The organism is Bacillus sp. FSL K6-3176, from assembly GCF_038003325.1.
Lineage (GTDB): Bacteria > Bacillota > Bacilli > Bacillales > Bacillaceae > Bacillus > Bacillus altitudinis.
This window is the reverse complement of the sequence record NZ_JBBOOX010000001.1, coordinates 576,769-597,572: the sequence shown is the minus strand read 5'-3', so window position 1 is coordinate 597,572 and position 20,804 is coordinate 576,769. Positions and strand designations below refer to the sequence as shown.

Sequence of the window (20,804 nt, the reverse complement as noted above, 5' to 3'; positions counted from 1 at the left end):
CACTTAATGACCGATTTTGTTCATAAATTTCACCAAAAACAGCCAGAACATTGTCAGTAGATCCCTCCCTTTCGTTTTATATAATAGAAATGAATCAAATATAAGGAGGAATTTTCATGAAAAAGTGGTTCATCGTTTTGAGTGTAAGTTTGATCTTCGTTTTGATGCTTTCAAGTATTCCTGCCTCTGCGGCTGGTCCTCGTCACGGCGCCATCGTGACACAAACGGATGAAGCCAAATGGTCAGGTATCTCGGCTGATATTGTGCTGCCAAAAACAGCCACCATTAAAAATGGCTATGCCGACTGGTATCTTGGTCTCGGTTCTGCCGTTGTAGAGAGCGGTATTTCAAAAACGTCTTCCGGCTATAAGGTCTTTCTTGGCAGCGGCTCGCAAGGCGGCAGTCAATATTGGAACAGTGAATATGATAAGAGCATAAAGGATGGCGATCGTGTCAACTTAAAGCTCATCAACAATGGTGATGGCACAGTGTCACTATACGTCAACGGGAAACTGCGTTATAAACAGCCTGTTTTCAACCCTAGTCGTCTGAAAGACCTCGATGTCGTCAAAATGGTACACGGCGTACAAGATAATGGAACAAACAGCTACTCGCAAGCAAGTTTCTCTAATGTACAGCTCCGTGCAAATACATCTGGAAGTGTCTATAAAAAATGGGACGGCACCGTCAAATCATCTCTTTTACGCAAAAATCTAGAATCTGGTGCTCCGGCTCCAAAATTCACGGTCATTTCGTCTATCCCACTTAGTACAACCCTTTCAGCACAATAAAACACGAGCACCCAACTTTGGGTGCTTTTGATTGTTCACAGCTTATCAACACTTCTCTTTTAATCAAAACATCGATTCGTGGTAACATAAGCATACATACTTTGAAGAACAAAGGAGAAAGAACGTGAGAAAAAGTCTACTTGTTTTCATGAGTCTTGTTGCAACCTTCTCTATCCTAGCAGCTTGCTCAAATACGGCAAAAGAAGAAAAAACAGAATCTACGGCACTTCCAACGATTAATCAACGCATTCAAAATGAAACGAAAGAGGTCATGGAGCAGTCTAAGCTCGTAAAAGACACAGCGATCACCGTTGATCAAAAGAAAAAAGTCATTTCCTTAAACGTGACATCTTCATCTGAGACCAATAGTGATTACGCTGAAGTCATTGGTTTGAACTTTGCCAAAACACTAGCTATTGGTGCATCCACTGAAAAGGAAAACAACCTGCATAAACCGGAAAATGACAGCCTCGGTGCCCTCTACTCCTTTTATGACCTAAACATTACCGTGAAACAGGAAAACGGAAAAGTACTGGCAAAAGGAAAGAAAACAACAAATGAAACAAAGATTACCTGGGAGAGAGCCCAGTAATTGGACAAGAAAATCCTTTATGGATTTTCTTGTTTTTTTTAACAAAACTATTAACATTGTGAAAAGAATGCCGATGAGTAAGATTGTGTTGGTTCTTAAGTACCAATAATTCTTATTTACATATCGGAGGAAAGTATTATGAAAAGAACAACGGAATTTGTTTTAGGCTTAATTGGAGGTATTTTTGGGTTTTTTGGTGCAATGTTTGCCATTGCCTTTGGAGGACTCGATGCCGCATTTAGTGAATCAGGTACGAGTCAAATCACAGGATTAGGCTGGGCAGCAATGCTTTTCTCTATTCTTGCGATTGTGGCATCTGTTATCGTGAAGAAAAAAGCAAAGCTTGGCGGGATTTTATTATTAGTATCTGCTGTTGGTGGTATTATTTCTATTTCTATGTTCTTTATCCTTCCAGCTGTATTAATCCTCATCGCAGGATGCATGGGTGTGTTTAGAAAAGAGCCTGTAAAAACAGTTCCAGCTGAATAAAGTTGATATAAAAAAGCTTGTAGAGGGTCGCTCTACAAGCTTTTTTCATTGTATATTTTCATTTAAATCTTCTCTTATGATATCAATCAGTGTGTCAATATCCGAGTGAGTTCTAGATGCTAATCGTACCAGCAAATGATCGATATACTCATACAAATGACGATCTTTCAACATATACTTCCCATAATACGGAATGACAAAGAAATAGAGCAAATCAGCTACTTCTAGTGCAACGTCATCACCAACTTCATTCTTTAGCGCCTCCCCAACACATTGGATCAGCCAATTCAAATCTTCTTTCTTTTCAATCGAAACGTACATCAGCTGATGAATACGGTCCGTATCTCCCGTTTGTAAAATCTGCTCCGCTGCTCCCTTTGATAGAGCACCAATCTCTTTAGAAGATATATTAAGAACCGCGAATTCATTCTCTGATCTGTCTTGATCCATTTGCAGTACGTATTGGTCCATCTCGACTCACTCCCCGTTCTCAGATACTTTTATTATAAGGAATTCAGCTAATTTTTTATGGAAATAGTGGATTTTTTATGTAATTTTAAACAAAAAAAAGAACCTAATGATATGATTCAATCTCAATTGGCATAAAAAAACCATTGCACTTTATTTCAATCTATCTCAATATATGTATGTTAGTAGATTGAAAGGGATGAGAGAAATGAAGATGAAACACCCGTGGATCAAAGGAATTATTGTCAGTGTGGTTCTCGTACTTGGGCTTGGAATCTTTCCTGTCCAGCTGCCCTTTTTACACATGACTTATGCGACACCAGTCGCAAAAGCAGCTACACCGAAATACGTGACAACAGCGAATGTTCATCTTCGCAAGGGACCTGGAACAAAATATTCAGTGATATTGACCATTCCAAAAGGGAAAAGGATTCCTTATCTTAAAAAGAATGGTTCATGGATTCAAACAAAGTATAAAGGAAAAACGGGTTACGTCAGCTCTCAATATATCAAAAAAGCAGGCAAAAGCTCACCAGCTTCATATGCTGCTCCTTCCACTAAAACGCCAGGTACGTATGTAAAAGGGATATTGGTTGTGAATAAGAAACATAGACTCCCGTCTTCATACAATCCCGGAGAAAACAAACAAGCGAGAAAAGCAGTAAACGCTATGATCGCGAAAGCCAAAAAAGCAAACATCCGACTCACCGCTTTTAGCACCTTCCGTTCATACGACCGCCAGCGTGTCTTGTACAACAATTACGTCGCCTCTCATGGCACAAAACAAGCAGATCGATTTAGCGCAAGACCAGGCTATTCCGAACATCAAACCGGCCTTGCTTTTGATATCGGCGGTGCCAATTCAAAACATTGGGCTGAAGATTCTTTTGCCAATACGAAAGAAGCGAAATGGCTGGCCAAACACGCCCATGAATTTGGCTTTATCACCCGCTATCCGAAAGGTAAAGAAAAAGTGACAGGCTATCAATATGAACCATGGCACCTCAGATACCTCGGATCAAAAAATGCGAAAAAAGTGAAAAAGAGCGGCAAAACCCTTGAAGAATATTTGAACATAAAAGGATAACAACAAAAGCACTCTTTTTCTTCAGAGTGCTCTTTTCATATATTCTCTTCTCTCTTTTTCATCGCAGCCGCCATTTCCACTTCACCCTCTGCTTCAAGCTGTTCAATAATACGAGCATAATCTCTTTCATGGCGATTTTGGCTTAACTTAAAAGCAGCTTGAACTTCATCAATGATGATTTTGAAGCCCACAATCCCTTTCATTTGTTTCTCTAGCAGTTCCTCAGACAACGTATCCCACAGCACTGGCTGATCTCTATGACTTTCATATGTCTCCAGCATCGCTGTTAATTCCTTGACCAGTTCTGATTTTTCGAGCAGTGCAGCCTTTCCATATACATGTACAGCTTGATAATTCCACGTCGGTACGGCTTCTTTCTCATACCATGAAGAGGATATGTAAGCATGCGGCCCTTGAAAAATGACGAGCACCTTCTCATTTTCTTCAAACGTTTTCCACTGAGGATTCCCAATCGCCATATGCCCTGAGACCACATACGAATCGCCAATTTGATGAAAACTCACTGGAATATGGGTCGCAATGGGCTTTTCATTCGTTGTCGTCACAACTGTAGCAAATGAATGTGATTGAATCAATGATTTGATTTTCTCCATATCTTTCACTTGAAAAAATGATGGTATATGCATGTTCCCTTCCCCCCTTATTTAATTAGTAGCTTCTCTTTTTGCCTTTTTTCACATCTTCCCAATCTTTTTCGATATTCTTTCGCACCCTCAAAAGATACTGATAAATCTGTTCCGCTTCCTCTTCAGAAAACCCTTCCAGCGCTACCCGATTTGAATGATCATGTTCTCGTTTGATCATTGGATAGACGACTTTCCCTTTCTCAGTTGGAAACAGCTTTTTAATTTTTTTATTCGCTGAGTCATCTTTCTTCTCAATAAATTCATGCAGCTCTAATTTTTTAATAGCCCGGGCAGCCGTTGTTCGATCCACCTTAATCATTTCCGCCAACTTTTCCTGAATGATGCCCGGCTCCTCACAAATACGCACAAGATACAAATACTGCCCCTTCGTTAAATCGTACTCTTTAAATTCAATGTTACTAATCGAATCAAGCGCGCGAGCAATCACGCCGATCTCCCGCAAAATTTCTTTCATGTACCTCGACTCCTTTTATTGCATTTACAACAAATAACTAAAGTTAGTATAATTGATTAATGTTGTATTTGCAACAAAAAACCACTTCTTAATTGAAAGTGGGTTTTCAACTCTTTCTCTATTTATCACGCCTCTTCGATCCAAACAATCCAAACACGACAGCCAGTGCAACAATAATCGCCACCCAAGTCGTAAAGCCCATATGATCACCGCTTTTCTTTTTAAAATCATCTCATCTCTTTATGTTAGATAAAACCAAAAAATCACTGTCTCTTTAGTTAACGGATGTAAAGCGGTGAAAGTTTCAATTCATTTAACGCTCTTAACCAAAAAATAGACAAAACAAAAACCCCTATATTTCAAGGGGTTATCGGGGGTGTTACATCATTCCACCCATTCCGCCCATGCCGCCCATATCCGGCATTCCGCCGCCTGAGCCGCCTTCTTCTGGTTTGTCAGCTACGACTGCTTCAGTTGTAAGAAGCATAGCTGCTACAGAAGCTGCGTTTTGAAGTGCAGAGCGAGTGACTTTTGTTGGGTCAACGATTCCTTTTTCAATCATGTTTACCCATTCGTTTGTTGCTGCGTTGAAGCCTACGCCAATTTCTTCGTTTTTCAAGCGCTCAACGATGACTGATCCTTCAAGACCTGCGTTGTGAGCAATTTGACGAATTGGCTCTTCAAGAGAACGTAGAACGATGTTCACACCTGTTTGAACGTCACCATCAGCTTCGATGGAAGCGACTTTGTTGTATACATTCACAAGTGCTGTACCACCACCGGATACGATACCTTCTTCAACTGCTGCACGAGTTGAGTTCAGTGCATCCTCGATGCGTAGTTTACGTTCTTTTAGTTCTGTTTCAGTTGCAGCACCAACTTTGATGACAGCAACGCCGCCAGCTAGTTTTGCAAGACGTTCTTGTAATTTTTCTTTATCGAATTCAGAAGTTGTTTCTTCTACTTGCGCACGAATTTGGTTCACGCGTGCTGCGATTTGAGCAGAATCTCCTGATCCTTCTACGATCGTTGTGTTTTCTTTTGTGACAACCACTTTAGACGCACGGCCAAGCTGACCAATTTCAGTTGATTTCAGGTCAAGTCCTAGGTCTTCAGTGATGAGTTCCCCGCCTGTTAGAACAGAGATGTCTTCAAGCATTGCTTTACGACGGTCACCGAATCCAGGTGCTTTTACTGCCACTGCGTTGAATGTTCCACGAAGTTTGTTCACAACAAGTGTTGCAAGTGCTTCGCCTTCTACATCTTCAGCAATGATCAATAATGGTTTTCCTTGTTGTACGACTTGCTCAAGTACAGGAAGGATTTCTTGAATGTTTGTGATCTTTTTATCAGTGATTAAGATGTAAGGATTTTCAAGAACCGCTTCCATCTTATCAGAATCAGTTACCATGTATGGTGAAGCATAACCACGGTCAAACTGCATTCCTTCAACCACTTCAAGCTCAGTTGTGAAACCTTTAGATTCTTCAATTGTGATGACGCCGTCGTTTCCTACACGCTCCATCGCTTCAGCAATGAGGCTACCGACTTCTTCATCTGCTGCAGAAATAGACGCAACTTGAGCAATTGATTCTTTACCTTCGATTGGTTTAGAAATCTCATGCAAGCCTTCAAGTGCTACTTTTACTGCTTCTTCGATTCCTTTACGAACACCAACAGGGTTTGCACCAGCTGTTACGTTTTTAAGACCTTCACGGATCATCGCTTGAGCTAGAACCGTTGCAGTAGTAGTACCGTCACCAGCTACATCGTTTGTTTTACTTGCAACTTCAGCCACAAGTTTTGCACCCATGTTTTCAAATGCATCTTCTAATTCGATTTCTTTTGCAATCGTTACACCATCATTTGTGATAAGTGGAGAACCGAATTTTTTCTCAAGAACCACGTTACGTCCTTTAGGTCCTAAAGTTACTTTTACAGCATCTGCAAGTGCATCTACACCACGTAACATCGCACGACGTGCTTCTTCACTGAACTTAATATCTTTTGCCATAATAACGAAACCTCCTCAGTCTTTTTAGAAATATATCTCAATCTTTGTTTATTTGATTAACCAATAACAGCTAAAATGTCGCTTTCACGAAGGATTAAATATTCTTTTCCTTCATATTTCACTTCAGTGCCTGCATATTTTGAGAAGATAATGCGGTCGCCTGTGTTTACTTCTAACGCAACGCGCTCACCACTTTCAAGTACACGACCTGAACCTGCTGCAACAATTTTACCTTCTTGCGGTTTTTCTTTTGCAGAATCCGGTAAGACAATACCGCTAGCGGTTTTTTCCTCAGATTCAACGAGTTCAATGATTACGCGATCGCCTAATGGCTTTAACATAAGAAACAACCTCCTCAATTTTTATATGTAGTCTTTTTTAGCACTCATCACTAGCGAGTGCTAACACATTTATTATAATAAAGAATGTCTTCTGTAATTTCAAGTAAAAACCTTTAAAAATTTTTACGCTTTCATGATCTTTTTTTATCACCGATTCTTTCCTTTTCAACGAAAAAGAAGACTTGTGTTACAATAAATCTAGTTCTTTTAGTAAAGGGGTTTTCGTTACTTGAAAAAACAATATTGGTACATCATCTTAACGTATATATTGGTGCAGGTTTCTGCGTTTCCGTATGTGTTCATCATGAAGTGGTTAGGTTACATTCAGACACCGATGACACAAGCAGAGCTCTCTAAATTGTCAGGAACATGGACAATCATTAGCTTCTGTATCGGATTAATCATTATTCTGCTCATTCTTCGGACTGTGCCAAAAGCTTCACTTCGAAATGAAGCACCGGCTTCAGTCGGCGCGGCAATCGCTTGGATCATTGGCGGTTTCTTTCTTTCCCTCTTTGCACAATCCATTGCGGGGGCGATTGAACAATATGCATTTGGCATTAGCCGAGAATCCGAAAATACTCAAAATATTTTAGCCATTATGGATGCAGTTCCATGGCTTGTAATCGTCATCGCTCTGATTGGACCGATATTAGAAGAAATCATTTTTCGAAAAATCATTTTTGGTGTGGTTTATGAAAAAACGAATTTTTTCATTGGCGCACTTGTCAGTTCAGTGGTTTTTGCTGCTGTACACAATGATTTCCCACATATCTTGCTCTATACCGCAATGGGCTTTACCTTTGCCTTTTTATATGCGAAAACAAAACGAATCATTGTGCCAATCGGTGCTCATATGCTGATGAATTCGCTCGTTATCCTTGTGCAGATTGAGCCAGTAAGAAAAATGATTGAAGAACAATCTCAAACAATGCAAATGATTATTGGAGGCTTTTTCTCATGAGAAACCCTGTCGTATGGGGCATTATTTATTTTGCCGTAGGTGTGGCGTTCACCTATATGGCCATTCAAAATCCAGGTGACATGTGGTCATTTTACAGCATTTTGCTGATGGTGTTTGCGGCCTATAATATTAATATCGCGTTAAAAATGTTTGCTTTTTCTGTCAAAATGAAAAAACAACAGCAAAAATAAAGCAGAAACCATTTTCCGCCGTTTGGAAAATGGTTTTTTTATGGAGGTCATGTTTTCATGGAACACGAAAAACTGAACATCATGAACAATCAGCATGAAACGATTGGTACAGCCGCTCGATCTGATATCCATGCTGAGGGCCTTTGGCATGAAACCTTTCATTTCTGGCTTTTAAAAAAGGAAGATGACACAGTGTTTCTCTATTTTCAGCTGAGGAGTCCCTCCAAAAAGGATTTCCCTTCTCTATTTGATATCACAGCAGCAGGCCACCTTCTCGCAGATGAACAGCCTTCTGATGGCATCAGAGAAGTCGAAGAAGAGCTTGGTCTCTCCATCTCGTTTGAGAACCTTACCTTTGCTGGTGTCATTAAAGATGAAATCCATATGCCATCGTTTACCGATCGTGAGTTTTGCCATGTGTATCTTTATATGGATCAAAAAGAGCACATGGATGTCCATCTACAGAAAGAAGAAGTTGCTGGACTTTATAGAGCAAGGCTGATGGATGCACAGCAGCTTTTAAGTAGAGAATGCGAAAAAATGAACATCGAGGGCTTTGAAGTGGATGCAGACGGCAAGCGATGTGAGGAAAAGAGAGAGGTCCGTGTACATGATTTTGTCCCGCATGAACCTGCGTATTATGAGCATCTCTTTCAAGCAATCAATCAATTTCTTTCGCAATAGAAAAAGCATCGTGATCCCTATTTGGATCACGATGCTTTTTTATGAGACAACATCATTTTCTTTCTCCTCTGTCTCTGTTTGCTGCATTTTGCGATAGGTCACTCTTGAAATGACAATACTCACTTCATACAAAACGAGCATTGGCAAGGTAACCATGAGGTGAGAAACGAGCTCTGGCGGTGTAATAAGTGCGGCAATGACAAGGAGGACAAAATAGGCATACTTCCGTATTTTCGATAAAAACATCGGTGTAATGATGCCAAGTCTAGTGAGAAACATCAACACGACAGGCATCTGAAACAAAAAGCCAAATGGAAGTGTTAACTGCATCAGAAATGTAAAATACTCATGAATCCCAATCACTTGCTCCACATGTAAATCATTTGACATCCGCATCATAAAGTCGACGACAAACGGAAACAAAATAAAATAAGAGAAAGCCACACCGCTCAAAAATAAAAGCAGTGCAATCGGAATATAAGCAAGTGTCACCTTTCTTTCTTTTTCATATAAGCCAGGACTCACAAACGCCCAAAGCTGATATAAAATTACGGGACACGTCAAAACAAGAGCAATGACAAAAGCGAACTGCATAAACACGTACAGTGGATCTGTGAGCTTAAATGCGTTCAATGTCAGTGTAGCCGCTTCATCGGTATTTTGTAAATACACAATGACCGGCTTAGCGAGAAAAAAACCTGCCACCATAAAGGTGACAAAAAACATCGCAATGATCACTAAACGTTTTCGCAGTTCCACAATATGCTCCATAAGCGGCATATCTTTGACATTCATGAAGCTCATCCTATTCTACTGATCTTCTTTTTTCTTTTTTTCTTCCTGATCATCAGCTAAACCTTTTGTGGCATTTTTGAATTCACGTAATGTATCTCCTGCTGCTCTTCCTAATTCAGGAAGCTTTTTCGGCCCAAAAATAATGAGCGCAACAACCGCAATCAGAACCAAACTTCCAGGACCGATCGGACCCATTTGCTCCACCCCCTTTACCCCTTTTCGTCAGTCCTCCTGTGTAACAGAATAATGCTTTAAGAAATACACAAGAGACTGAAGTTCAACCGCCAAATCTATATGATGAATTCGAATGTGTTCCGGCACATTCAATCGAGCCGGCGTAAAGTTAAGGATTCCTTTGATGCCAAGGGCAATCAAACGATCTGTAATGGATTGAGCTGCTACGGCAGGCACTGTCAAAATCGCAACAGGAATATCTCCTACCTCTTGCACATGCTCTTCAAGCTTATCCAAATCATAGACAGGCACGCCGCCTATCTCACTTCCTATTTTACTCTCATTGACGTCAAAAGCCATTGAAATTTTTGTATTATTATTTTTAATGAAATTATAATGTAAAAAAGCAGTCCCTAAGTTCCCGACACCGATGAGCATAACATTCGTCATTTCATCTTGGTCAAGGGTCTTTCTAAAGAAGGTCAAGAGGTAATCGACGTTATAGCCATACCCTTTCTTCCCAAGTGCACCAAAGTAAGAAAAATCTCGGCGAATGGTGGCAGAATCCACTTTGACTGCATCACTAAGCTCTGCCGATGACACCCTTTGTTTTCCTGATGCATGCAGATTTTTTAAAAAACGGTAGTAAAGCGGCAAACGTTTGGCTGTCGCTTGTGGAATTTTTGACTGGTCTATATTCATATAAGATCCTCCAACTTAAATATCAGATGCTCTGTGAAAATCACCGTTTTTCCCGCCTGTTTTTTCTACTAGATAGGTCGGGCCGATGATCATCCCTTTGTCTATTGCTTTGCACATGTCATAAACGGTCAGTGCACATACTGAGGCAGAAGTGAGCGCTTCCATCTCCACACCCGTACTTCCTTTTGTTTTCACCTGTACTTGTATGTTCAGAATGTACGCATTTCCGTCTTCCTCCCAATCAAAGGAGATATCGACACCTTTTAATGCAAGCGGATGACACATTGGAATGATGCTGGACGTTTGCTTTGCTGCCATAATGCCAGCTACCTGTGCGACAGATAGTACATCCCCTTTTCCAATGTCATGCTTTTGTATTTGATGAAATACTTCTTTTATCATACGAACGCTTGAAACAGCAACGGCAGTTCTCACTGTAGACGATTTGTCACTAATGTCGACCATCTTTGCTCTTCCTTGTTCGTTAAAGTGGCTAAATTGACTCATCTTTCAACGCTCCCTCACTCAAATCATACACTATTTTTTCCTATCTGTCTTTCATTTGACCATCGCAGCCGTATGTAAGATTTGCCGGTTTACTGCTGATACGCTACACTTAACATATTATAGCAGAGGTGAAGTTACATGATGATTCTACAAGTGAATCAGCTGTCCAAATCGTTTGGCGCTGATACCGTTTTAACGAATATAAAATTGGAAGTCAAAGCGAGGGATCGTATTGCCATTGTCGGTCGTAACGGTGCAGGAAAATCCACGCTTTTAAAAATCATTGCCGGTCAAATGTCTTACGAACAAGGTGAGATCATCAAACCGAAAGACCTATCCATTGGATATCTCGCACAGCATACAGATGTGACGTCTACACGTACGCTAAAAGACGAACTCCTATCCGTTTTCGATCATTTAAAAGAAATGGAACAAGAGATGAGAACCATAGAAGAGAAAATGGCTTCTTCCACAGGAACAGAATTAGATTCTCTAATGAAAACCTATGACAGGCTGCAGCAAGCATTTAAAGATCAAGGCGGCTACCAATATGAAGCGGATGTCCGCTCCATTTTACACGGACTCGGCTTTAGTCATTTTGAAGATCATACAACCGTCCAATCCTTAAGCGGCGGTCAGAAAACCCGTCTAGCGCTTGGAAAGCTATTATTGATGAAACCAGAACTCTTGATTTTGGATGAGCCAACCAACCATCTAGATATTGATACCTTATCATGGCTTGAGCAGTATTTGCAAAATTATACAGGAGCCATCCTCATCGTTTCCCATGATCGATACTTCTTAGACAAAGTCGTGAACCATGTATATGAAGTGTCAAGAACAGCGATGAAAAAGTTCGCAGGGAACTATAGTAAGTATCTTGACCAAAAAGCTGAGCAGCTAGAGCGTGATATGAAGCTGTATGAAAAACAGCAAGAAGAAATTTCGAAGCTTCAAGATTTCGTGGATCGCAACTTAGCAAGAGCCTCCACCACAAAGCGTGCTCAAAGCAGGCGGAAACAGCTGGAACGGATGGATCGTTTAGATAAACCGTTAGGAGATGAAAAATCCGCAAACTTCCATTTCGATATTATGAGGCAAAGCGGAAATGACGTGCTGAAGGTGCATGATCTCGATATTAGTTACGATAAAAAAACGCCGCTCCTCTCCTCACTCTCTTTTCATATTAAACGTGAAGATAGCGTGGCACTCATCGGTCCTAACGGTATCGGGAAATCAACTCTTTTAAAAACCTTAACGGATACGTTAAAACCAGTAAAAGGCGAGATCAGCTTTGGTTCTCATGTGACGATTGGCTACTATGATCAGGAACAAGCCAAGCTGACATCCTCCAAGAAAGTGTTAAATGAACTTTGGGATGATTATCCCCATATGACTGAAAAAGACATTCGGACTTGTTTAGGAAACTTCCTTTTTTCAGGTGATGACGTCTTAAAGCCTGTACATGCTTTAAGTGGTGGAGAAAAAGCACGACTTGCACTGGCAAAGCTGATGCTCCAAAAAGCCAATTTCCTCATTCTCGATGAACCGACGAACCATCTTGATTTAGACAGTAAGGAAATATTAGAGAATGCACTAATTGATTATCCAGGCACCATCTTGTTTGTTTCGCATGACCGTTACTTTATCAATCGCTTGGCAACAAAAGTACTTGAGCTTTCACCAAATGAAACAAAAGAATACCTCGGTGACTACGACTATTATCTTGAAAAGAAAAACGAACAATTAGAGCTTGAAGCACTCCAAACTCAGGAGACGCATAAAAAACAAGCAGAAAAACCAGTAGAAACAGCAAAACTTTCCTATGCAGAAGAGAAAGAACTTAAAAAGAAAGAAAGACAAAAGCAGCGCCGAATTGAAGAAATTGAAGAGCGTATTGCTGTCATAGAAGACAAGCTCGGTGAAAACGAAGAGCTTCTATGTGATCCTGCTATTTTCCAAGATCACGAGAAAGTACAAGCCATTCAAACAGAAAATGATGCGCTCAATCAAGAGATGGAATCACTTTTTGCGGAATGGGAAGATCTATCAGATGCATAAAGAGTGCCCTAACGGGTGCTCTTTTTTAAGGCGAGAATCTTTATCCACAATGATACCCACAATAATCTCTTGATTATTCTTAAATATTTTAAAGTTATCCACTTTATCCACAGCATTTTAATCACATATCCACATAAAAGATCACATTTATACACATTCTCTTCATTTTAAAACGAATTTTCTAACAATTGTGGATATATAACGTTTACATGTGAATAAATCGCTTTCATTTCAATAGAAAAAACTCCTGTATATCCACAGGAGTTCCAAATTGTTGACAAAGGGCTAAAATGAACTTTATTTTAGCCCTTTGTCTTCTTTTCAGCGTGATTGCAGTCTAGGAAGGACGAGTAGTGGCGCGGAGCGAATTTCAGATTCGTGAGCACCAGCACGCAGGACTGACAAAGAATGCGAGGGTTTGTCTACACGCTGAAACTCCTGTATCCACAGGAGTTCTTATTCATAGGAGACAAGCGGCAGTCCAGGTTGACCGTTCATTGCCATGTCGCCTCTTATTCCCTTTTCAAATGCAATGGTTCCCGCAGCAGCAATCATGGCTGCATTGTCTGTACAAAGAGACAATGGCGGAATCATGACATTCACTTCAGGTAGCTTCGCAAATGCTGAAGTAAGGGCTTCTCTAAGACCTTTATTGGCAGCAACCCCGCCAGCTAGAACGACTTGTTTCACGCCATACGCTTCAGCCGCTTTTAAGGTCTTTCCAACCAGCACCTCAATCACGCTTTCTTGGAAACTTGCAGCCAAATCCTCTGGCGCAATGGTTTCACCCTTTTGAGACGCATTGTGTAGTGTGTTGATAACCGCTGATTTTAAACCGCTGAAGCTAAAATGATAGGATCCTTCTTCAAGCCACGCTCGAGGAAGCTTAATCGTTGGCTCCCCTTCATGTGCCAATCGATCAATATGAGGCCCCCCTGGATATGGCAGACCCATCGTCCGAGCTACTTTGTCATACGCTTCTCCAGCCGCATCATCCAACGTTTCACCAATGACCTCAAAAGACCCATGCTCTTTCATCAAGACAAGCTCAGTATGCCCGCCAGAGACGACTAGAGCTAAACAAGGAAACACAAGTTCATCAACAAGCTGGTTCGCATAAATGTGTCCAGCAATATGATGAACACCAACAAGCGGAATCTGATGTGCAAAACTCAATGCTTTGGCTGCATTAACACCTATCAAAAGTGCACCAACTAAGCCCGGTCCTTCTGTCACAGCAATGGCGTCTAAATCCTGAAAGGTCATATTGGCCTGCGTCATGACTTCTTCTAATACGATCGTCATTTGTTCCACATGATGCCTTGAAGCGATTTCTGGTACCACGCCGCCAAATCGTTTATGGCTTTCTATTTGTGAGGCGACAACATTCGCTACGATCTCTTTCCCATTTTTCACAATGGACGCAGCTGTTTCGTCACAGCTTGTTTCTATACCTAATATGAATCGATCTTTTTTTTCACTCATTTATCTTCACCCACATGACTAATGCATCTTCCCCGTTATCCGTATAATAATTCTTTCGAATAGAAGCTGGTTTAAAACCTAGCTTTTCATAAAGGGATTGTGCTGGCGTATTTGATACCCGCACTTCTAGTGAAAGATGATCTGTCTTTTTTTCTTTGCAAAATTCCATGACATATCGAAGCAGCGCTTCCCCGTATCCTTTTCCCCGGTGCTCAGGGAGAATCGCAATATTCGTAATTTGTGCATCATCCATGACAATCCAAACGCCGCAATATCCAACAGGCTGACCATCTTCTTCAATGAGGAAATAATGGCTGTATTGGTTATGGAGAATTTCATAGACAAACGACTCTTTCTTCCAAGGCGCTGTAAACGAATGCACTTCAATCGTATATACCTCTGGGATGTCCTCTACTGTCATTCTTCGCATCTCTACTGTGTTGAGATTATTTTTGTCCTTCAAGCCATTTCACTTCCGCTTCTGCCAAACGAATATAATTAGGAACAAGCTGATGGACATCTTCAGCAGGGCGGTCTGCCCCTAAAAATGCGAGCACTGAAGGTCTTGGGTTGTGAAATGCCTCGTCTGCGATCACAGCAGTTTCTCCAAGTATGGAGAGAACATTCTCTTGATGAAGATGCACATCATGTCCAAGAAATAAAACAGGGTTCCCTTCCTTTTTCAGCTCTTGAAGCCAATCAGTGAGCAGGATATTTTGATCTGGTTTCACTTCTTTTATCTTTCCACCTTCAAATGTATATAACCCTGTATAAACTTGTCCTCTTCTTGCATCAAATATAGGAGAAATCATTCCATCAAAATATCGAGCATTTGCCGCCAGCGTTTCTAAACTTGAAACAGCAGCTATCGGAATAGACAGCGTCCAAGCAAGTGTTTTTGCAATGGTCACACCGATTCTAACGCCAGTGTAAGAGCCGGGTCCTTTGGCTACAACAATTTTGCTTAATTCGTTCGGTGCTACGCCGCATTCTTTCATCAGTGCTTCAACTGTCGGCATTGCACGGACTGAATGATTCTTCTTTAAGTACGTAATACTTTCCCCAACCACAGTGTCATCACGGACAAGAGCTATTCCGAGTGTATGGTTTGACGTATCAATTGCCAGTATGGTCAATGTCTTTCATCTCCTTACAAAGGGCCTCATAGCGCTCCCCTTTTGCATAAAACGTAAGATGACGTTCTTCTTCACGTTCTGTTCTCAGCATTTCAATTTTTAAATACGATGAAGGCAATTGAGGTTCAATGAGATGTGCCCATTCAACCAAACATACACCTTCCCCCTCAAAATATTCGCCCAGTCCAATATCTTCTTCCGCATCTTCCATACGATACACATCCATATGATAAAGTGGCAGTCTGCCATCCGTATATTCTTTAATAATTGTAAAAGTAGGGCTGTTGACGATACGGGTAATACCTAAGCCTTCTGCAAAACCTTTTGAAAAAGTCGTTTTACCTGCGCCTAAGTCTCCTTCTAATGTTAAGACATCGCCGGGCATCACAAGTGTAGCCAAGGCAGCAGCAATTCGTTTCGTCTCATCCGCACCTTTTGTTGTCCACGTTAACTTCATGGTGGAGTCACCTCATTTCTTAAAATGATTATATCCTTTTTTCATTAAAATTGTTTGTTGATCATGGTCTTTTAAAATAACGCTGGACGCTCGATCATCTTTGACTTGTCCAATACGCGTGACCTGAATGTGTTCTTTTTTACATTGCGTCTCAAATCGCTTCCAATCCGTTTCAGGGATCGTACCAGTTAAGACAAAATCCTCTCCACCGAACAAGACCCATTCAAGCCATTCTTTATGTAACAACGGTAGATGTGGATGTTTTGGGAGCTGATCAGCTTCAATTTCAATAGTCACACGACTCGCTTCCGCTATTTCGTTTAACTCACTCGCTAATCCGTCACTTACATCATTCAAGGTCACCCGGGGGAAGCTTGAACAAATAAGGCCAGCAGCAATATGCGGCTGCGGCATTTTGTGTCGCTCTAGAAAAAAAGCAGTGTCAATCGAATGTGCAGCATTTACTTCATTCATTAAAAGGGATAGCCCAGCAGCTGATGAACCTAGTTCACCTGTGACAAAGACAACGTCTCCTGTCTGAGCACTATGACGGTAACAGGCTGTTCCCTTTGGAATCTCACCAATGACCGTTACTGTGATGACAAAGTCACTGCGGGTGGCTACTGTATCTCCACCGATTAAATCCATATGATATCTGTCAGCCAATGCTTTCATTCCCTCGTAAAAAGCTGCAACAATTGCTTCATCCCCATGAGGCGGGATCGCAATTGATACAAGATAATACTTAGGGGTTCCTCCCATGGCTGCAATATCACTGATATTCACTGCCAGCGCTTTAAATCCAACCTCAAAGGGTGTGGAAAAATCAAATCGAAAATGGACATGCTCTACCATTGTATCAACACAAACGACCTCTTCACAATGTGAATGAGGTTGATAAACACTAGCATCATCACCGATGCCCATGACCAAAGAACGCTGATGCGTTTCTTTTGGTGTAATTCGGCGAATAAGATCAAATTCATCCATAAAAGACAGCCCCTTCATACAATCAACTGATTGAGCAAACATGATGTCAGACACAGTTAGTATTAGTGTAGCGAATATGAGCCTCGGTTCCAACTAAAAACGATATAAAGAAAGCCTGGTATAAAAAAACCAGGCGTTGTTTATTGAAGTCATGATCTTTTCTTATCACATTTAGTGTAGCCAAACACAAGGAGTTTCATTGCATCTAGGATACTTATTGAAAGAAAAAGACATAAAAAAAAACGAAACTATACGTTTTCGTTTACAAGTCATAAAAATGGCGGTCCGGACGGGACTCGAACCCGCGACCTCCTGCGTGACAGGCAGGCATTCTAACCAACTGAACTACCGGACCATTTTGGCTGTACTCAATGAGCACTCGCTACTTAATAGGTAAAATAATTTGGTTGCGGGGGCAGGATTTGAACCTGCGACCTTCGGGTTATGAGCCCGACGAGCTACCGAACTGCTCCACCCCGCGACGATATAAAATAACAAGCTTGGCGGCGTCCTACTCTCACAGGGGGAAACCCCCAACTACCATCGGCGCTGAAGAGCTTAACTTCCGTGTTCGGTATGGGAACGGGTGTGACCTCTTCGCTATCGCCACCAAACCTGATGGAGAGAATGTTCTCTCAAAACTAGATAACAATGTTCATTTTTCACATTAGAATATAGGTTAAGTCCTCGATCTATTAGTATCTGTCAGCTCCACGTGTCACCACGCTTCCACCTCAGACCTATCAACCTGATCATCTTTCAGGGATCTTACTTCCTTGCGGAATGGGAAATCTCATCTTGAGGGGGGCTTCATGCTTAGATGCTTTCAGCACTTATCCCGTCCGCACATAGCTACCCAGCGATGCCCTTGGCAGAACAACTGGTACACCAGCGGTGCGTCCATCCCGGTCCTCTCGTACTAAGGACAGCTCCTCTCAAATTTCCTGCGCCCGCGACGGATAGGGACCGAACTGTCTCACGACGTTCTGAACCCAGCTCGCGTACCGCTTTAATGGGCGAACAGCCCAACCCTTGGGACCGACTACAGCCCCAGGATGCGATGAGCCGACATCGAGGTGCCAAACCTCCCCGTCGATGTGGACTCTTGGGGGAGATAAGCCTGTTATCCCCGGGGTAGCTTTTATCCGTTGAGCGATGGCCCTTCCATGCGGAACCACCGGATCACTAAGCCCGACTTTCGTCCCTGCTCGACTTGTAGGTCTCGCAGTCAAGCTCCCTTGTGCCTTTACACTCTGCGAATGATTTCCAACCATTCTGAGGGAACCTTTGGGCGCCTCCGTTACATTTTAGGAGGCGACCGCCCCAGTCAAACTGCCCACCTGACACTGTCTCCCTGCCCGATAAGGGCAGCGGGTTAGAAGGTCAATACAGCCAGGGTAGTATCCCACCGATGCCTCCACCGAAGCTAGCGCTCCGGTTTCCAAGGCTCCTACCTATCCTGTACAAGCTGTACCAACATTCAATATCAGGCTGCAGTAAAGCTCCACGGGGTCTTTCCGTCCTGTCGCGGGTAACCTGCATCTTCACAGGTACTATAATTTCACCGAGTCTCTCGTTGAGACAGTGCCCAGATCGTTGCGCCTTTCGTGCGGGTCGGAACTTACCCGACAAGGAATTTCGCTACCTTAGGACCGTTATAGTTACGGCCGCCGTTTACTGGGGCTTCAATTCGCACCTTCGCTTACGCTAAGCGCTCCTCTTAACCTTCCAGCACCGGGCAGGCGTCAGCCCCTATACTTCGCCTTACGGCTTCGCAGAGACCTGTGTTTTTGCTAAACAGTCGCCTGGGCCTATTCACTGCGGCTTCTCGGGGCTTTAACACCCTAAGAAGCACCCCTTCTCCCGAAGTTACGGGGTCATTTTGCCGAGTTCCTTAACGAGAGTTCTCTCGATCACCTTAGGATTCTCTCCTCGCCTACCTGTGTCGGTTTGCGGTACGGGCACCTCTCACCTCGCTAGAGGCTTTTCTTGGCAGTGTGGAATCAGGAACTTCGCTACTAAATTTCGCTCGCCATCACAGCTCAGCCTTCACGGGAAACGGATTTGCCTATTTCCCAGCCTAACTGCTTGGACGCGGATATCCAATACCGCGCTTACCCTATCCTCCTGCGTCCCCCCATTGCTCAAATGGTGAGGAGGTGGTACAGGAATATCAACCTGTTGTCCATCGCCTACGCCTTTCGGCCTCGGCTTAGGTCCCGACTAACCCTGAGCGGACGAGCCTTCCTCAGGAAACCTTAGGCATTCGGTGGACGGGATTCTCACCCGTCTTTCGCTACTCATACCGGCATTCTCACTTCTAAGCGCTCCACCAGTCCTTCCGGTCTGACTTCACTGCACTTAGAACGCTCTCCTACCACTGTTCGTAAGAACAGTCCGCAGCTTCGGTGATACGTTTAGCCCCGGTACATTTTCGGCGCAGAGTCACTCGACCAGTGAGCTATTACGCACTCTTTAAATGGTGGCTGCTTCTAAGCCAACATCCTGGTTGTCTAAGCAACTCCACATCCTTTTCCACTTAACGTATACTTTGGGACCTTAGCTGGCGGTCTGGGCTGTTTCCCTTTCGACTACGGATCTTATCACTCGCAGTCTGACTCCCAAGGATAAGTCATCGGCATTCGGAGTTTGACTGAATTCGGTAACCCGGTAGGGGCCCCTAGTCCAATCAGTGCTCTACCTCCGAGACTCTTACCTTGAGGCTAGCCCTAAAGCTATTTCGGAGAGAACCAGCTATCTCCAGGTTCGATTGGCATTTCACCCCTACCCACACCTCATCCCCGCACTTTTCAACGTGCGTGGGTTCGGGCCTCCATTCAGTGTTACCTGAACTTCACCCTGGACATGGGTAGATCACCTGGTTTCGGGTCTACGACCACGTACTCATGCGCCCTATTCAGACTCGCTTTCGCTGCGGCTCCGCATCTTCTGCTTAACCTTGCACGGGATCGTAACTCGCCGGTTCATTCTACAAAAGGCACGCCATCACCCGTTAACGGGCTCTGACTACTTGTAGGCACACGGTTTCAGGATCTATTTCACTCCCCTTCCGGGGTGCTTTTCACCTTTCCCTCACGGTACTGGTTCACTATCGGTCACTAGGGAGTATTTAGCCTTGGGAGATGGTCCTCCCGGATTCCGACGGAATTTCACGTGTTCCGCCGTACTCAGGATCCACTCTGGAGAGAACAACATTTCAGTTACAGGGCTGTTACCTTCTTTGGCGGGCCTTTCCAGACCTCTTCGCTTATATCGTTCCTTTGTAACTCCGTATAGAGTGTCCTACAACCCCAAGAGGCAAGCCTCTTGGTTTGGGCTGTTCCCGTTTCGCTCGCCGCTACTCAGGGAATCGCATTTGCTTTCTCTTCCTCCGGGTACTTAGATGTTTCAGTTCCCCGGGTATGCCTTCTCATACTCTATGTATTCAAGTATGGATACTACTCCATTACGAGCAGTGGGTTTCCCCATTCGGAAATCTCCGGATCAAAGCTTGCTTACAGCTCCCCGAAGCATATCGGTGTTCGTCCCGTCCTTCATCGGCTCCTAGTGCCAAGGCATCCACCGTGCGCCCTTTCTAACTTAACCATTTCTTACTTTAGAAAGAATCACTATGTGTGATGAACTTTGCATTGCATTCAATGTGAATGTATTACTTATTGTTATCTAGTTTTCAAAGAACAATCCTGTCTCGCTAGAGACATGTTTTGAAGGAATGATCCTTCAAAACTAAACA

Annotated in this window: 22 protein-coding genes, 2 tRNA genes and 2 rRNA genes; 8 read left to right on the top strand and 18 right to left on the bottom strand. The window is 42.8% G+C overall.

The annotated features are described in order from the left end of the window. Window positions 1-116: 116 nt before the first annotated feature. The 3 genes from MHB38_RS03045 to MHB38_RS03035 all read left to right on the top strand — a co-directional run bounded on the left by MHB38_RS03045 (window position 117) and on the right by MHB38_RS03035 (window position 1,872). Window positions 117-791 carry a hypothetical protein gene (locus tag MHB38_RS03045; protein ID WP_116307530.1) on the top strand — a complete coding sequence of 225 codons (675 nt, stop codon included), beginning with the start codon at window positions 117-119 and terminating at the stop codon, window positions 789-791. 124 nt (window positions 792-915) lie between these two features. After that, window positions 916-1,383, top strand: a complete 468-nt coding sequence (locus MHB38_RS03040) for a hypothetical protein (RefSeq protein ID WP_048002791.1) — start codon at window positions 916-918, stop codon at window positions 1,381-1,383. 138 nt (window positions 1,384-1,521) lie between these two features. Further along, window positions 1,522-1,872 carry a DUF4064 domain-containing protein gene (locus tag MHB38_RS03035; RefSeq protein WP_008344359.1) on the top strand — a complete coding sequence of 117 codons (351 nt, stop codon included), beginning with the start codon at window positions 1,522-1,524 and terminating at the stop codon, window positions 1,870-1,872. 45 nt (window positions 1,873-1,917) lie between these two features. Here MHB38_RS03035 and MHB38_RS03030 read toward each other — a convergent pair whose 3' ends face one another. Next, the gene (locus tag MHB38_RS03030; RefSeq protein WP_341002334.1) at window positions 1,918-2,343 is read right to left on the bottom strand and encodes a hypothetical protein; all 426 of its coding nucleotides are present in this window, start codon (window positions 2,341-2,343) and stop codon (window positions 1,918-1,920) included. Between the two features lie 205 nt (window positions 2,344-2,548). On the opposite strand from MHB38_RS03030, the gene MHB38_RS03025 reads away from it, so the two are divergent. Beyond that, a complete protein-coding gene (locus MHB38_RS03025; protein ID WP_216099561.1) occupies window positions 2,549-3,427 on the top strand; it encodes a D-alanyl-D-alanine carboxypeptidase family protein in 879 nt (292 codons plus the stop codon). Window positions 3,428-3,462: 35 nt separating this feature from the next. Here MHB38_RS03025 and MHB38_RS03020 read toward each other — a convergent pair whose 3' ends face one another. The 4 genes from MHB38_RS03020 to groES form a co-directional block, all read right to left on the bottom strand. Next, a complete protein-coding gene (locus MHB38_RS03020) occupies window positions 3,463-4,074 on the bottom strand; it encodes an FMN-binding negative transcriptional regulator (RefSeq protein ID WP_254506418.1) in 612 nt (203 codons plus the stop codon). A 22-nt stretch (window positions 4,075-4,096) separates the two neighbouring features. Further along, on the bottom strand, window positions 4,097-4,549 hold the full coding sequence (locus MHB38_RS03015) for a MarR family winged helix-turn-helix transcriptional regulator (protein ID WP_341002329.1): 453 nt from the start codon (window positions 4,547-4,549) through the stop codon (window positions 4,097-4,099). A 379-nt stretch (window positions 4,550-4,928) separates the two neighbouring features. Then, the gene (groL, locus tag MHB38_RS03010) at window positions 4,929-6,563 is read right to left on the bottom strand and encodes a chaperonin GroEL (RefSeq protein WP_007496015.1); all 1,635 of its coding nucleotides are present in this window, start codon (window positions 6,561-6,563) and stop codon (window positions 4,929-4,931) included. Window positions 6,564-6,619: 56 nt separating this feature from the next. Continuing rightward, window positions 6,620-6,904 carry a co-chaperone GroES gene (groES, locus tag MHB38_RS03005; RefSeq protein ID WP_003214120.1) on the bottom strand — a complete coding sequence of 95 codons (285 nt, stop codon included), beginning with the start codon at window positions 6,902-6,904 and terminating at the stop codon, window positions 6,620-6,622. Window positions 6,905-7,133: 229 nt separating this feature from the next. Here groES and MHB38_RS03000 point away from each other — a divergent pair, with 229 nt between their 5' ends. The 3 genes from MHB38_RS03000 to MHB38_RS02990 are packed head-to-tail and all read left to right on the top strand — an operon-like array spanning window position 7,134 to window position 8,743. Further along, window positions 7,134-7,868 carry a CPBP family intramembrane glutamic endopeptidase gene (locus tag MHB38_RS03000; RefSeq protein ID WP_008344365.1) on the top strand — a complete coding sequence of 245 codons (735 nt, stop codon included), beginning with the start codon at window positions 7,134-7,136 and terminating at the stop codon, window positions 7,866-7,868. Further along, the gene (locus MHB38_RS02995) at window positions 7,865-8,059 is read left to right on the top strand and encodes a YdiK family protein (RefSeq protein WP_017366710.1); all 195 of its coding nucleotides are present in this window, start codon (window positions 7,865-7,867) and stop codon (window positions 8,057-8,059) included. Before MHB38_RS03000 ends, MHB38_RS02995 begins: the two co-directional genes overlap by 4 nt. Before the next feature lie 57 nt (window positions 8,060-8,116). Continuing rightward, on the top strand, window positions 8,117-8,743 hold the full coding sequence (locus tag MHB38_RS02990) for an NUDIX hydrolase (protein ID WP_008344370.1): 627 nt from the start codon (window positions 8,117-8,119) through the stop codon (window positions 8,741-8,743). Between the two features lie 39 nt (window positions 8,744-8,782). Here the strand turns inward: MHB38_RS02990 and tatC are convergent, their stop codons facing one another. Genes tatC through moaC form a run of 4 tightly spaced genes read right to left on the bottom strand, consistent with a single transcriptional unit; the run spans window position 8,783 to window position 10,921 of the window. Continuing rightward, window positions 8,783-9,547, bottom strand: coding sequence for a twin-arginine translocase subunit TatC (tatC, locus tag MHB38_RS02985; RefSeq protein ID WP_090756407.1), 765 nt, complete (start codon window positions 9,545-9,547; stop codon window positions 8,783-8,785). A 6-nt stretch (window positions 9,548-9,553) separates the two neighbouring features. Beyond that, window positions 9,554-9,733 carry a twin-arginine translocase TatA/TatE family subunit gene (locus MHB38_RS02980; protein WP_008344374.1) on the bottom strand — a complete coding sequence of 60 codons (180 nt, stop codon included), beginning with the start codon at window positions 9,731-9,733 and terminating at the stop codon, window positions 9,554-9,556. Between the two features lie 27 nt (window positions 9,734-9,760). Then, complete coding sequence (locus MHB38_RS02975) at window positions 9,761-10,414, bottom strand: redox-sensing transcriptional repressor Rex (RefSeq protein WP_008355687.1); 654 nt, start codon at window positions 10,412-10,414, stop codon at window positions 9,761-9,763. A gap of 15 nt (window positions 10,415-10,429) precedes the next feature. Next, window positions 10,430-10,921, bottom strand: a complete 492-nt coding sequence (gene moaC / locus MHB38_RS02970) for a cyclic pyranopterin monophosphate synthase MoaC (RefSeq protein ID WP_026050052.1) — start codon at window positions 10,919-10,921, stop codon at window positions 10,430-10,432. A 138-nt stretch (window positions 10,922-11,059) separates the two neighbouring features. On the opposite strand from moaC, the gene MHB38_RS02965 reads away from it, so the two are divergent. Beyond that, window positions 11,060-12,982 (top strand): ABC-F family ATP-binding cassette domain-containing protein, encoded by a 1,923-nt coding sequence (locus MHB38_RS02965; RefSeq protein WP_045034401.1) that lies wholly within the window; start codon window positions 11,060-11,062, stop codon window positions 12,980-12,982. Window positions 12,983-13,438: 456 nt separating this feature from the next. On the opposite strand, the gene tsaD is transcribed toward MHB38_RS02965, so the two are convergent. The 9 genes from tsaD to MHB38_RS02920 form a co-directional block, all read right to left on the bottom strand. After that, entirely contained in the window at window positions 13,439-14,467 is a 1,029-nt protein-coding gene (tsaD, locus tag MHB38_RS02960) for a tRNA (adenosine(37)-N6)-threonylcarbamoyltransferase complex transferase subunit TsaD (protein WP_144610721.1), read from the bottom strand. After that, entirely contained in the window at window positions 14,460-14,888 is a 429-nt protein-coding gene (gene rimI, locus MHB38_RS02955; RefSeq protein ID WP_008344382.1) for a ribosomal protein S18-alanine N-acetyltransferase, read from the bottom strand. The genes tsaD and rimI overlap by 8 nt, the downstream gene beginning before the upstream one ends. Before the next feature lie 25 nt (window positions 14,889-14,913). Further along, complete coding sequence (gene tsaB, locus MHB38_RS02950) at window positions 14,914-15,603, bottom strand: tRNA (adenosine(37)-N6)-threonylcarbamoyltransferase complex dimerization subunit type 1 TsaB (RefSeq protein ID WP_007496036.1); 690 nt, start codon at window positions 15,601-15,603, stop codon at window positions 14,914-14,916. After that, window positions 15,584-16,060 (bottom strand): tRNA (adenosine(37)-N6)-threonylcarbamoyltransferase complex ATPase subunit type 1 TsaE, encoded by a 477-nt coding sequence (gene tsaE, locus MHB38_RS02945; protein ID WP_007496038.1) that lies wholly within the window; start codon window positions 16,058-16,060, stop codon window positions 15,584-15,586. Before tsaE ends, tsaB begins: the two co-directional genes overlap by 20 nt. Before the next feature lie 12 nt (window positions 16,061-16,072). After that, window positions 16,073-17,050, bottom strand: coding sequence for a thiamine-phosphate kinase (thiL, locus tag MHB38_RS02940; RefSeq protein WP_035703481.1), 978 nt, complete (start codon window positions 17,048-17,050; stop codon window positions 16,073-16,075). 278 nt (window positions 17,051-17,328) lie between these two features. Next, a tRNA-Asp gene (locus MHB38_RS02935) sits at window positions 17,329-17,405 on the bottom strand. Between the two features lie 49 nt (window positions 17,406-17,454). Beyond that, a tRNA-Met gene (locus MHB38_RS02930) sits at window positions 17,455-17,531 on the bottom strand. Between the two features lie 17 nt (window positions 17,532-17,548). Further along, window positions 17,549-17,664, bottom strand: a 5S ribosomal RNA gene (rrf, locus tag MHB38_RS02925). Between the two features lie 61 nt (window positions 17,665-17,725). Further along, window positions 17,726-20,656, bottom strand: a 23S ribosomal RNA gene (locus tag MHB38_RS02920). Between the last annotated feature and the right edge of the window lie 148 nt (window positions 20,657-20,804).